General features: G+C 58.8%; 13 protein-coding genes. 10 read left to right on the plus strand and 3 right to left on the minus strand.

The window, feature by feature from the left end:
- The coding region (locus AC1DW0_RS29290) for a transposase (RefSeq protein ID WP_477949563.1) at positions 1 to 183 on the minus strand (183 nt) is incomplete at its 3' end.
- 250 nt (positions 184 to 433) lie between these two features.
- On the opposite strand from AC1DW0_RS29290, the gene AC1DW0_RS29295 reads away from it, so the two are divergent.
- Both AC1DW0_RS29295 and AC1DW0_RS29300 read left to right on the plus strand, forming a co-directional pair.
- Positions 434 to 1,180, plus strand: coding sequence for a hypothetical protein (locus AC1DW0_RS29295; RefSeq protein WP_477949565.1), 747 nt, complete (start codon positions 434 to 436; stop codon positions 1,178 to 1,180).
- 160 nt (positions 1,181 to 1,340) lie between these two features.
- Positions 1,341 to 2,015 (plus strand): hypothetical protein, encoded by a 675-nt coding sequence (locus AC1DW0_RS29300; protein ID WP_477949567.1) that lies wholly within the window; start codon positions 1,341 to 1,343, stop codon positions 2,013 to 2,015.
- A gap of 57 nt (positions 2,016 to 2,072) precedes the next feature.
- On the opposite strand, the gene AC1DW0_RS29305 is transcribed toward AC1DW0_RS29300, so the two are convergent.
- Positions 2,073 to 3,014: a S1C family serine protease gene (locus AC1DW0_RS29305; protein WP_477949569.1), complete on the minus strand. Its 942-nt coding sequence runs from the start codon at positions 3,012 to 3,014 to the stop codon at positions 2,073 to 2,075.
- 121 nt (positions 3,015 to 3,135) lie between these two features.
- On the opposite strand from AC1DW0_RS29305, the gene AC1DW0_RS29310 reads away from it, so the two are divergent.
- Together AC1DW0_RS29310 and AC1DW0_RS29315 are read left to right on the plus strand one after the other, a co-directional pair.
- Entirely contained in the window at positions 3,136 to 4,002 is an 867-nt protein-coding gene (locus tag AC1DW0_RS29310) for a DNA adenine methylase (protein ID WP_477949571.1), read from the plus strand.
- Positions 4,003 to 4,150: 148 nt separating this feature from the next.
- Positions 4,151 to 4,756, plus strand: a complete 606-nt coding sequence (locus AC1DW0_RS29315; protein ID WP_477949573.1) for a hypothetical protein — start codon at positions 4,151 to 4,153, stop codon at positions 4,754 to 4,756.
- A 17-nt stretch (positions 4,757 to 4,773) separates the two neighbouring features.
- Here the strand turns inward: AC1DW0_RS29315 and AC1DW0_RS29320 are convergent, their stop codons facing one another.
- Positions 4,774 to 5,232 (minus strand): hypothetical protein, encoded by a 459-nt coding sequence (locus AC1DW0_RS29320; RefSeq protein ID WP_477949575.1) that lies wholly within the window; start codon positions 5,230 to 5,232, stop codon positions 4,774 to 4,776.
- Between the two features lie 125 nt (positions 5,233 to 5,357).
- Between AC1DW0_RS29320 and AC1DW0_RS29325 the strand changes: the two genes are divergently transcribed.
- The 6 genes from AC1DW0_RS29325 to AC1DW0_RS29350 all read left to right on the plus strand — a co-directional run.
- The gene (locus AC1DW0_RS29325) at positions 5,358 to 5,534 is read left to right on the plus strand and encodes a helix-turn-helix domain-containing protein (RefSeq protein WP_477949577.1); all 177 of its coding nucleotides are present in this window, start codon (positions 5,358 to 5,360) and stop codon (positions 5,532 to 5,534) included.
- A 160-nt stretch (positions 5,535 to 5,694) separates the two neighbouring features.
- Entirely contained in the window at positions 5,695 to 6,591 is an 897-nt protein-coding gene (gene thyA / locus AC1DW0_RS29330; protein WP_477949579.1) for a thymidylate synthase, read from the plus strand.
- 429 nt (positions 6,592 to 7,020) lie between these two features.
- Positions 7,021 to 9,408 (plus strand): hypothetical protein, encoded by a 2,388-nt coding sequence (locus AC1DW0_RS29335; RefSeq protein ID WP_477949581.1) that lies wholly within the window; start codon positions 7,021 to 7,023, stop codon positions 9,406 to 9,408.
- Positions 9,409 to 9,713: 305 nt separating this feature from the next.
- Positions 9,714 to 11,531, plus strand: a complete 1,818-nt coding sequence (locus tag AC1DW0_RS29340; RefSeq protein WP_477949583.1) for a site-specific integrase — start codon at positions 9,714 to 9,716, stop codon at positions 11,529 to 11,531.
- Between the two features lie 95 nt (positions 11,532 to 11,626).
- The gene (locus tag AC1DW0_RS29345; RefSeq protein ID WP_477949585.1) at positions 11,627 to 12,028 is read left to right on the plus strand and encodes a hypothetical protein; all 402 of its coding nucleotides are present in this window, start codon (positions 11,627 to 11,629) and stop codon (positions 12,026 to 12,028) included.
- Between the two features lie 36 nt (positions 12,029 to 12,064).
- The coding region (locus AC1DW0_RS29350; protein WP_477949587.1) for a transposase at positions 12,065 to 12,241 on the plus strand (177 nt) is incomplete at its 3' end.

Consider the following 12,241-nt stretch of genomic DNA (forward strand, 5'->3'; position numbering starts at 1 on the left):
CTCGAGCTCACGCAGCCGCACGGCCGCCTCGCTGACCTGCAGGCCGCCGTACTTGGCCCGCCACTTGTAGAAGGTGGCCTCGCTGAAGCCTTCCTTGCGGCACAGCTCCTTGATGCCCATCCCGGCTGTGGCCTGGTTCAAGAAGCCAATGATCTGCTGCTCGCTGTACTTGCTGGTTCTCATATCCGTCATTCTCCAAAAGGACGGACTCACTCTCGTTTAGATTGGTACGGCGGGGAGGGAGCAGGTCACGCGAGGAGAGAAATGGATGGCAGGGCTGCGTCGGCGCGCCTACCGATACGCTGTCATAGAGTATGAAAAGCGTACCGCGTACCAGAAGACCACAGAGCACCCGGTCTCAATTGCATTGCGCCTTACACCAAGGCTCCTCTACGGCGAAGCAACCCAGACTCTGGATAGTGCCGTTGAGACGTTGAAGCTGCGCGACGGCCTGATGAACAAGCGGCAGGCGACCCTCCTTGCAGAACACTTGAATTCAAAGTTAGGTCCTGACCGGTACGACACCTGGCGAGTCGTGGAAGGCCCCGAGTCCGACGGGAACGCGAGAAAGTGGCTCGATGCACTCGGTTCCACCTACCAGCTCATGAGGCGTGAGTCCGGTGAAACCGCGGCTTGGGAACTCGGTGGGGCCGCGACACGAGGAATCGCGACATTCCGCGTTGAGCAGTCACCCACGTTGTCGTCGCACCAGGTGTTCTCCAGCCTTCCCCCTCGCGTTGTTCTTCCTCCGCGCTATCTCTTGGCCTGCGTTTCGCTCGAGGACGAGACACGTTACCTGGCGCCCGACCAATACTCGTGGGTCGGGATGCGGCGGCTGCACCCCTCTGTGGCCGCGACTGAGCTCTTTCAGCTAGTCACTGCCAGCAATCTTCTACCGGCAAAGCCTGAAGCGCACCACTGGGAGCATTCGCTCAGAGGCTTCTTCTATGACCAGCCCCCGCCTCACGACGACTGCTCCGAGTACGCGCACGGTTTCACGGCTGAAGAGGCGGTGGAAGTGCAGGACATTTTGAAGCGCAATGGGTACGGAGACTTCGAGCCTGCACGGATTGGTGGCGACGGGAACTTCAACCCTCTGGGTTTTAGCGACATCGTTGGTGCTGGCAAGCTCGTCGTACCGGGCCAGACGCCGGTCGAGTTTTTCTCATATCGCGGCTGAACGGAACACTCCACCGGTGCTCACGAGAAGCAACCCCCAACCTTCGATTGATTGGCCGGCCTTCCTCGCTAACGCGACGCGAATCCTAGCGGGCGTGGCTAAACGCACCGTTCCTATACGACCAGAGCGACGAGATACCTCGTCCCGTAAAGAGGAACACATGAACATCAATGAACTGCTGAAAGGGCACGAGCTGCCCTCCTTGCCCCTGCGCGCCTGGCTCGCGCGAACGAACTTTCCGGGAGGTGGAGTCGGGGAGCTTGCTTGGAGGCTTGAGGATTGCTGGGTCTCCCCTGAAAAACGACCTTCGCTGACGACGGCCAAGCTTCGCGCATTCGAGCTTACGGACGGCTGCCCCTGCCTCGCCATAGTGGCGAATGCAACGGCGCCTGAGTGGAACTGGGCCGACGACGAGGAACTGACTGACGAGTACCTGCGGACACTGGTGTACCTGCTGAGCCCAGCCGAGCCGACTGTTTGGCAAGCTATCGACAGCTGGCAGCGGGATAGGTCTGGCTTCATGCAAGTCTTGAGTGAGGGAGGACTACATGGCTCCCAGCTTCACCACAAGAGCGAGTATTACGACGGCGCTCGCGCGTCTGAAGGCAGCGAACTCGACAGCGACCTCCTTGCCGGAGAGCTACTCAAGCTGATGAAGGACGGTCGACTCGAACAGGTACTTATAGCCAAGCTCGGCATCACACGACCGATGCATGTCGCGATTGTTGAAACGCCCAAGCTGTGCAAGTCGATGACGCCGCTCTCGCAGGAAGAACTGGCCGAAGCTGAGGCCTACATCGCTCACAAGCGCTGGGCCGCGTCCATCGAGGACTAGCGGGAGCCAACTGCTCACCATCATCATTCAAGCGCCCTCGCCGAGGGCGCTTTTCCTTCAACCACCCGGCTGCACGGTCAACACCATAGGTTTGAGCGTCCCAGCCACTGGCCTCAAGAACTTGAGCAACAACGGTCGACCGTAGCCCTCCCCGGCCAGCCGTTTGAGCAGATCAGAAAGTTGCGCCAGCGGCGCGCCATCACAGCCGATAAGGATGTCGGCCTCGCGCAGACCGCCTTGTGCGGCTGGCGAACCGGAAACCACCTCCATTAGACGAACGCCGGTCGCTGTAGGCCATTCGTTCTCACGTACCCACCGCCGCGGCAGCGCCACCACGGCGCACTGCACGCCGAGACGCCCCCTCCTCACCGTGCCGTGACGCATCAATTCACCTGCCACCCAGCGGGCCGTGTCGACCGCCACGGCGAAGCTCAAGCCTTGGGCCGAAGGAATGACGGCCGTATTGACGCCAATGACTTGCGCGGACCCATCCAGCAACGGTCCTCCCGAATTGCCGGGGTTGAGCGCCACGTCGGTCTGAACGACGTCTTCAACCATCCGACCGCCGCGCGCCGGCAAACTCCGGCCAAGCGCGCTCACGATGCCGGCCGTGACGGTGAAGTCAAACCCGAGCGGGTTGCCAACGGCCACAGCCAGCTGACCTGGCCGAAGGTTGGCAGAGCTTCCGAGCGGCAGGAAGGCAGCTGGATGGGATTCCAGCCTCAAAACAGCGATGTCCGTAGAAGCGTCCTGGCCAACCAGACGCGCAACTCCCTCGGTCCCATCAGCGAATGCTGCCCGTAGCTCGCTCGCACCTTCCACAACATGAGAGTTGGTCAAGGCAAAGCCGTCCGGCGTGAAGAGGAACCCGGAGCCGCTGCCTGCGTCGCGACCGTTCTTTCGCACCCTGATGTGCGCGACAGCCGCACTCGCGGTCTCTGCCACATGGGCGACGGTGGCTGAATAGGCGTCTAGAGGGAAGTCGGTCCGCGCGTTCATGCCCGGCCAGATGGTGGTGGGTCGCGGTTTTTCCAGAGCCGCACACGTTCGCCCTTAGTGGCCCGTGGTCGACGGCTTATCAAAAGCGTCACGCGGCTAAACCTGGGTTGCTTCAGGTTGGATGCAAGCGCATCCATACCCTACTCCCGCCCCCTCTCCAACCGCCGGCCCAGCTTCCAAGCCGTTTCTGAAATGGTCTGGAGGCAAGCAACGCCTACTGCCGCAACTGCTTCCCTTGCTTCCACCGGGCCGGCGGCTCGTCGAGCCGTTCGTCGGAGCCGGCTCGGTCTTCTTGGCCACAGACTACCAGTACTACCTCATCAACGACGCCAATAGCGACCTGGCAGCGATGTGGGTCGCCGTGAAGCTTCGACCGCGAGAGTTCGCCGAGCGCGCCGCGCAGTTCTTCACCGATGGAAATCGAACGCAGGAGGCCTATCTGCGGATCCGAGCTGAGTTCAACGGGTCGGCCGACCGCTTCGAGCGCGCTGTTCGCCTGCCCTACCTCAACAGGTTTGGCTTCAACGGGCTCTTCCGTGTGAACAGCAGCGGTGCTTTCAACACGCCCTACGGGCACCCTGCAAAGCTGCCGGCCTTCCCATGGGACCAAATCGACGCTGCTTCAAGGAAGCTGGACCGATGCCTGGTGTTGGGTGGCGGCTTCGGTGCGACGATGGACCTCGCTGGACTCGGCGACGTCGTCTATTGCGACCCACCGTACCTTGACAGCGCCAACGGCTCGAGCTTCACTGGCTATACCGCGGGAGGCTTTGGCCGCAAGGAGCACGAGAAGCTTCTCGAGTGCGCCATTCGAGCCGTGAGCCGCGGCGCTCATGTGCTGATTTCCAACCACGACACGCAGGAAGTGCGAGACCTCTACCGGGGCTGGGACATCACTCCGTTGACCGCTCATCGCAGCATCAGCGCCGACGCTGACGCACGCGGCAAGGCCGCGGAGCTCGTGGCAATACTTCCGTCCATAGCCTAAACGCGGCGCATCCAGCCACAAACGGCACACGAAGCTCTCGCCTTAGACCTTTGCCGGTCACCTTGCCGGACGCATGAACTTGGCGTGCGAGGGCAGACAGGGATAAATCCAATGGATACACCTGAAATCAACAACTTCAGGCTCGCCCATGCGCATCACTGCTACGACCTTCAATCTTCAAGCAGCCTCTGACGAGCTACCTGACATCAGGCAGTTGCTCGATTGGCATCAAGAAAACCTCACGGTGCCAGGCGCCGCGTTTGTCGTGCCTGACGAGGAGTTGCCCAGAGGATTGGGCGTTGACCGAGAACTGCTGATTCTCGTGCTCCCTCAAGACCTGGAGGGGGAGTTGCCGGCGTTGGCTGGGGTCAGGCTCGATGACTACAACCGGATGAGCGATGACCTGCTCCAGTTCTCGACTTTCATCGCCATGCAAACAGAGAGGGCGGTTGTCGAATTCAGCGTCTGGGAGACGAGTTTTCCTCGGCAGGCTCGGCGCTTCTTCATCGGGCTGGTCGCTGGCGAGTCGTTTGTCCTCTCGTGCCATGAGCTCGATGCAGATGAGGAAGACGCGTTCTTCGGTGGCCTCCAGGGAGCTTGCGCCGCTACCGGACCGAACTACCGTCGGTTTGACTACTGGAGCGAAGAGCAGATTGATGCGGCAGCTGAGGGGCGCTTTGTGCCCGATATGTGGGGCAACGAGGCGCCTCGGCGGCGAGTCGAGTGCCGGACCGTTCGACGAACTCAGCCTTAACCTCACTGACGCGCTTGCTACCAACCACAAGGGCGAACCACAAGCTCTCTGCCAGGAAAGTCCGTCTCTACTTGCTCGAGATGCGAGTTCCAGAGACCGCTGTCGCCCGCAAACCGAAAGAGAAGGATTCCAGCTTGCTCACGCTCCGCTGCTGCGGGATGCCAGACTTCGATGATGTCCCTCATCGTCCAGGCGCCTGGTTGATACGACTTCAGCTCGATCCGGCGGATAGAAACGACCGCCCTAGGCCCAACAGACTCCAGGAGGCTCAGGAGCGTGCTCTCCCAAGAGACGCACACCGTCTGCGACTGAAGCCCCTCCTCGCCAGGCATCGCTAGGGTGACCAGGAACCAGGGCGCCTCTGTGGTCAGCTTGAACGCGGCCCAGTACTTGCCGCCTGGCTCGCGAAGCGAGCGTGGGGGCGCGAATTCAAACTCGCTGGTGGTGGCAAACATCCGGAAGGTCGAGATCTTCAAACCCAAATTGTGACTTAAACGCGGGTGACTCACAAGCAGCATCGCTTGACACTGGCTCAGTGACGTCAGGGGCGAAATCTAAAAAACACCAAGTGGAAAGTGCGCGGGCCTTGCTTGCTCGCAACATGGTCCGCTTGCGCCTAGACAAGGGCTGGAGCCAGGATGCACTAGCCCTGGAAGCTGGTCTTCACCGTACCTTCGTCGCTCACGTAGAGCGGCAGGCAAGGAACCTCTCACTCGACAACCTTGAGAAGCTCGCCGTGGCTCTCGACGTCCCCGTCTCTGAGCTCCTGGCCGCCTGAGCGGAAGTTCGCCCTTGCCAAGGATTGGAGGCTCCATACAGGATGCTTCTGCGACCAAGGGTATCCTCTTGGGCTAGGCTTCCCTTGGGTTGAAACGACGCCCTCGCCTCCACTACGGGACGCCGCCGTTTGAGCAACCGTTCACGAGCGTCGCGCTTGCATGAGACATCCCGAATTCCAGTACCTCGACCTCCTTGAGCAGATCCTCGAGCGAGGCGACAAGCGCATTGACCGCACGGGCGTTGGCACAAGTTCAATCTTCGGCACGATGGTGCGGTTTGATCTCTCCAAGGGAGAGACTCCCATCCTCACGACCAAGAAGGTCTACTGGAAGACAGCCGTCAAGGAGATGCTCTGGTTCCTGACCGGGGGCACAAACCTTCAGCCTCTGCTGAGGGAAAACGTCCGCATTTGGACCGATTGGCCGCTGGACAAGTACCGTAAGGCCACCGGTGAGGTCATCTCTCAGGAGGCCTTTGAGCAACGCGTAGTCGAGGATGATGCCTTCGCCAAGCAATGGGGTGACCTAGGTCCCGTCTACGGGAAGCAGTGGCGCCGGTGGCAGGGTCCAGATGGACGCGAGTACGACCAGATTGCTGACCTGCTTCGTACGCTCAAGTCCAATCCAGCGAGCCGACGGATGCTGTTCCACGCCTGGAACGTCCCAGAGATTGGTGCGATGGCCCTTCCCCCCTGCCACATGGTCTATCAGTACCACGTGACACAGGATGGGCGCCTGAACTGCCTGATGTACCAGCGTAGCTGTGACCTCCTGCTCGGCGCTCCGTTCAACTTTGTTGGCGCCGTGGCCCTGCAACTGATGATTGCGCAGCAAGCAGACCTTCAGCCTGGCGAGTTTGTTTGGGTCGGCGGGGACGTCCACCTCTACTCGAACCACGTAGAGCAGGCCAAAGAGCAGTTGTCTCGGGAGCCAAGGGCGCCGCCCACTATGCGCTTGGTCAGGAAGCCTGAAAGCATCGACGGATACAGCATTGAGGACTTCGAGGTCTCCGGCTACGACCCACATCCACCCATAAAGGCCGACGTAGCCGTCTAGCTTGCAGAACTATTCCCTTGGCTTGTAACCTCAATTTCCACGTTGAAACTCGCTCCCCAATCTATCTTTTAGACAATTCAGTACACAGATAAATAGGTCTAAAAGATAGCTATCTAGGGCGCCCCAAAAGCCCTTTTTAGGCAGTCGGAATAGTGCATAACGGCATTCCGACGTGCTCAACTTCGCGCCCTTGATGGGGGTGCGATGAATTGGCCATTGGAAAGTAGGCTGCGCGAAGTTCTCGAGAGCGACCTGCAGGCGGGCACTTTGGTGCTCGGACCTGTGCATCCCTTCGTAATTAGCCGGACGCACTATGCGCATAGGTTAGGCGTTTCAAGGAACGCTATGGGGACCCACGGTCACGACGTACTTCGCGAGTGCGAAGCACGCCTAATTAAGGCAAGAGCGCGGCAGATCAAGGTCTGGCTCATGGAGCAGCTAGCAGCTGGAACCTTGCCTGTGCGAAACGGAGTCGTTGAACGCAAATGGCTGCAGGCAAACCTTGGCCTATCGAACGGCGTTCTCAGTAACACGCCGTCATTTGCTGCAGTCATCAACGAGGCAAATGCCGCGATACGGGCCACTGGCTACATCCCGAAGGAACGCGCGGACTTGCTGGCACGGCTTGAGGAGACGTTGGCCAAGCGCTGCCCTCTGGCGCCAGACCTCCTGAAAATCTCCACTAATCAGTTGACCGAGCAGCTTGGAACGACCACAGGGATTCTCAATCAATCGCCCTACGCGGAAGTAATCAGAGAAAAACAAGCGGAACTGCTCAAGGGGATACATCTCCCAGCGACAGCGGCATTCTTCTGTGAAACCGCTTGGCCTTTTGGCGATCTTGAGCCCGAATGGCCTCGCCACTTTGTGAAGGCGCTGGCAGAGCAGTTTCAAGTCTCTTGTTCTGGGCTCAAGAACGCTAACCACCATTTCTACGGCATCAAGTTAATGCTACGGTGGATAGCAATGGCAAATCACCCCTATTGCCGCCGGGCCATCCGCGCAATCCGCGCAAGAAAGCTGCCAGCGGCAAATGATTGGGACGATGCAGTCCACCAATACGCAGCGCAACTGAGGATGGACACATCGCAAGCGGCCGGCACCATTAGATGGAAATTGGGCGCGCCGCGGCCGCTGCTCGACGATCTGGCCAGAGGCGGTGTGCTACCTGCACTCACAAATCCAATTCGCGGAGTTAAGCACGCAAGTAGGAAGGCAAGGCCGCTTACGACAGTTGCACAAGCCAAACTGGGCAGTGGCAGTGGTGATAAGGAAGAACTTCTGAAATTTGCTAGGGACACTCTTCGCGATGCCGCTGCCGATTACCACGTCGAACTTTCCGAAGACGAGACGCTCGCCTTCATCCAGGTTATCAAGGAAGAATCAGCGCATCTGGATTTCAATTCAAGCGATGGAATTGCGACCAACGTATTGAAGGTTATCGACAAGCGTCTGGGATTACTCAAGGCGGCAGCGCTAGAACATTTTCTATCCGCAAAGTCCAAACTGGAGTTGGGAAGGAAGCTTTTGGCACAGTCCGCCTTACCGCCTGATTTCTACAGTCAATATGGGAAGGGCAAAGCCGGAGGGAGCCCCAGGCACCAAGTGATGCGCTTGTACTTTCCTGACCCAGTTGACAACACCACCATCGACAGGGCCACTGGAAACATGCTCCGCCTCGCGCAGCGTGAACTCAGCGGTTTGTTCCCGGCCAAGCGAAACACCGCCGTCATGGATGCGGTCGGACAGTTTTTTCAAAAGCGTTACCTTGAACTCGGCGGCCGCCCGCATCTGCAGGAATTTCTCACCCCTGGCGAGGACGCAGTCGGTTCGGTTCTAGTGATGTACCTGATTGATTCGGGTGCGAACGTTAGTGTTGGACTGACGCTCCCGACAAGGTGCTTATCTTCAAGCGAGGCGCCGGGCTACACCTGCATCACCGGCATCAAAACACGCGCAAAAGGCAAACCGATATTTGCTGAGTTGCGTTCGCACGCGGAAACCGTACAAGCTATCCAATGGGTTCGCGATGAGGCAAAGCCTCTTCGCAAGCTATATCTGGACACAGGAAGCTGCCCGCTCTTCGTCAGAGTCTATGGCGACAATATCAAACCTTTGAATGGATCATGGTTCACTGTTTGGTTCGCGTCTTTCGTGAAGTCGATAGAAGCATTGCAGGGTCGACGGATCGTCCCAAGCATGATTCGCCCGTCGGTCTTGATGAAGGCAGTGCTTGAGAAGGCGGGGCATTCGCAACTCAGTCAAGCCATAGGGCAGCACACCCTGAATCAAGCCGCCAGTTACCAAAACAAGTACCCGGCAATCATTCAAAGAAACGCCCAGATTCGCAAATTCCAACATCACTTTGAATCGCTTCCACTCCAGCTAGTGGCAGATGTTCAGCCTATTGTTTGGTACGACAAAGATGCGGTTAGCAAGAGGCTTAAGGAACTTGTGCCCACTGGGCTCGGAACATTCTGCAAAGACCCGACTGCGAAGCCATCAGCAGAGACGGGTACGTGCACCTCGTTGGACTGCCCGGGAAGCGACTGCCCACAGAGCGAAATTGTTCTTACGCCGGAAGCTGCGTTCAGATTCCAAGCCTGGAAGCAAGGGTTGCTTGAAGCGCAGCCTGCTTGGGAGCGTGATCGCCCTGAGCGCTGGGAGAAGGTCTGGTTGCCCTGGCTCTGCCTCATATCAGTCATCGAAGACCAGTGCGTGACCGGGCCGTTGCTAGCAGTCTGGGACGAAGGCCATCAGCGGCTGACAAAGCAAATCGCAGAAAACTCGGAGTTCGAAGTGCCATGCCCCTGGTAGCTCGATCACCCGTCCCATCGAAGGCGGCGCCACAGAGCCGGCCGCCCTGGCCATCTAACGAGGAACGGAACGCGCCATGGTTGGCGCCTGAATACCGTGCTCACCGCTGGTATGTATCCGACTCCACCGGCGAAATAAAGGATGTAGTTGAGCTCAACTTCGAAATGCCGATGCCAGATGGGCGCACGCTTGTCGAGTGGCCCGAGTTCCATTTCGTAGTGTCAGAGGTGGCCTTTCACGCTAGAGACATACGATATACGCGAATAGACGATGCCGAGTACCACGTTAGCGTTGTTTCCTGCCTAATGACAATTTGCCACGCGCTGGCGCTTCAGGGATTCACCAGCTTCAATCAGGTGTATCTGGCAGATTGGAAGCGACTGCTTCCGAAGTTCAAGCACGGCACAGAAAGCTTGATGAATATCAGCGCGCGTGTTGAGAAATTCCTGAAGGAACGGGACCGAACGCCGAGAGATGGGTTTGTCGAGGGTTTGCCTACACGGGACCGCAGGTACCTGAACACAAGCGCCTTAATGAAGATGATTGGCCTACCGGCATCATGCGGTCGCCAGTCTCACATTTCTCACATAGTCAACAGCGAGGCGCGAGCACTTGGCCTTCTCGTGAAGACAGTTCCCGCACCAATGCGGCCACAAGTCTCACAGATCTCCGAAGTCCAGGCGGTGCGCTATTTCCAGGCGATCGAGTTCTTGTGGATTATGCGAAGGCACCTCGGTGACTATGGCCTGCCAGAGAAGGCTTTCTCCGACGATGCGTCCACCCTTGCCAACAGGTACGGACTCAAGCCAAAACCTACTCCGGTCCCACCTCCTCACATTGCACTTCATCTGTTGTCACAGGCAATGCTCTGGGTCGCCAACTACTCTGGACCGCTTCTCAACTTGCTCGCGCGGGCTCAGGAGGCGTCCCCGGACAAGCTCGACGACATCATCGAGGACATGCCGCGCGACGGGCCGGCCGGTTGTCCATGGCCAATTGGGAACGCGGTGAGGTCGCGCGGCGCGCTGTCTGCTCACAAGGCGGTTCTGTTCTTGGCCATAGCTTGCTTCATCATCATTGCCGGGTTCTCGGCTCGACGTCTGGACGAGATCTGGGCACTCCGCGCTTCTGACTTCGAAGGCTCCGACAACGAGGGCTGGTGGCTCTATTCATACATTCAGAAGACGCTACTTCGTCGGGATTGGATAGCGGTACCACCAGTCGTCGCCCGCGCCATGGAGGTGCTGTGCAAGATCAGCGCTACTGCCCGTGTGCTTTCTGGGGACGAGCAGGTCTTCCAGTGGTTGAGCCCGTTCCGGAATGCAGGCGACCCGTCCAACTTGTTGGATGAGGACCTTCTCGACGAGTTCGCTGCCCATGTGCAGACGCCCGTTCCTGCCCTAGCGAATGGTGAAGAGGGACCACCCTGGCACTGGACACCTCACCAATTCCGCAAGTTCTTTGCCGTCCTCTACTTCTATCGCTTCAGGGGCGCCACGATCGAAGTCCTGTCTCAGTTCCTGCGGCACTTCAACCTCGAGATGACGCGTGCCTACCTGACCCTCGACCCAGAGGTGAAGAAGTTCTACGAGGCCGAGGAGGCGGGGTACCGAAAACACGTCGCGCGTGGAGTTGCGTCCAGGCGGGTGGTCCATGGCGGAATGACAAAGTCTCTGCTAAAGGCGGCGGCAGCCTATCGGGCACGACTGGCCGGAAATGTCCGCATGGTTGATCCAAACATCGAGGATGAAGCTGAGTACCTCGAGCGGCAGATGAAGCGCAAGAAGCTCGTACTGACGCCCAAGCCCTGGGTCGACTGCTCATGCCCACCAACAAAGACCGCAGCGACTCAGGCCCGCTGCCAAAAAATCTCGGGCATACCCCTCACATCAGAGAGCCGCGGTCCAGACTTTGCGCATGCCGGTCCTTTGATCTGTTCTGAATGCCCGCACAGCATCGACAACGGCCGTCTCGAGCAGTCATTGAGGGCCGAGTCCAAAAGCTTTCGCATGGTTGCCGCTTCTGCGGCTCAGTCCGGAAGTCTGTTTGAAGGGATGCTCAACGTGAAAGTCATCGAGATTCATCGCGTTGAGACCGTGCTAAGCCAAGCATCGGCGGGTTGAAGGGATTGCTTATGGGACGCCCCGCCACGGTTATCGACCTCATCCCAGGAAAGCCGACGCCTACGCGGGTGCGAGTCGAGCAGCGCAAGGCTCTCTTGAAGCGTTGGATCAAGCAAGGAGTGCCAAGCGGCCAGATGCCCCTTCTGCCAACAAGCTTGCGCAAGGCTGCCGAGTGGAACGACTCCTCCATAGGTGTCGAGCCGATTGGATCTCCCAATCAATTCGTGACGACGCACGACGAGTGGGGCGACGACGTCGCGGCCATCAAACGCATGCTCGATGAGCTGCACGCGCGCTCGGTGCCTGTTCAGCGCAAGAAGAGCACCACCGCGGCAAATGACGACCTTCGCCAAAACCTTCGGGATGTTCGAGCGCTTCTCGCAGCAGTCACCTCACAGTGGCAAATGGCGCAGGAACAGCTTGCTGAGGCCAAAGAAACAGTTGCTTCGAAGGAGCGAGAGGTTGTGACCTGCTCCCTCCCCGCCGTACCAATCTAAACGAGAGTGAGTCCGTCCTTTTGGAGAATGACGGATATGAGAACCAGCAAGTACAGCGAGCAGCAGATCATTGGCTTCTTGAACCAGGCCACAGCCGGGATGGGCATCAAGGAGCTGTGCCGCAAGGAAGGCTTCAGCGAGGCCACCTTCTACAAGTGGCGGGCCAAGTACGGCGGCCTGCAGGTCAGCGAGGCCGTGCGGCTGCGTGAGCTC

The sequence above is a fragment of the Roseateles sp. P4_D2 genome, assembly GCF_056401875.1.

Coding starts and splice junctions, on each gene's coding strand:
- AC1DW0_RS29300 (WP_477949567.1), top strand. CDS start 1,341: ATGAACATCAATGAACTGCTGAAAGGGCACGAGCTGCCCTCCTTGCCC.
- AC1DW0_RS29305 (WP_477949569.1), bottom strand. CDS start 3,014: ATGAACGCGCGGACCGACTTCCCTCTAGACGCCTATTCAGCCACCGTC.
- AC1DW0_RS29310 (WP_477949571.1), top strand. CDS start 3,136: ATGCAAGCGCATCCATACCCTACTCCCGCCCCCTCTCCAACCGCCGGC.
- AC1DW0_RS29315 (WP_477949573.1), top strand. CDS start 4,151: ATGCGCATCACTGCTACGACCTTCAATCTTCAAGCAGCCTCTGACGAG.
- AC1DW0_RS29325 (WP_477949577.1), top strand. CDS start 5,358: ATGGTCCGCTTGCGCCTAGACAAGGGCTGGAGCCAGGATGCACTAGCC.
- thyA (WP_477949579.1), top strand. CDS start 5,695: ATGAGACATCCCGAATTCCAGTACCTCGACCTCCTTGAGCAGATCCTC.
- AC1DW0_RS29335 (WP_477949581.1), top strand. CDS start 7,021: ATGGAGCAGCTAGCAGCTGGAACCTTGCCTGTGCGAAACGGAGTCGTT.
- AC1DW0_RS29340 (WP_477949583.1), top strand. CDS start 9,714: ATGACAATTTGCCACGCGCTGGCGCTTCAGGGATTCACCAGCTTCAAT.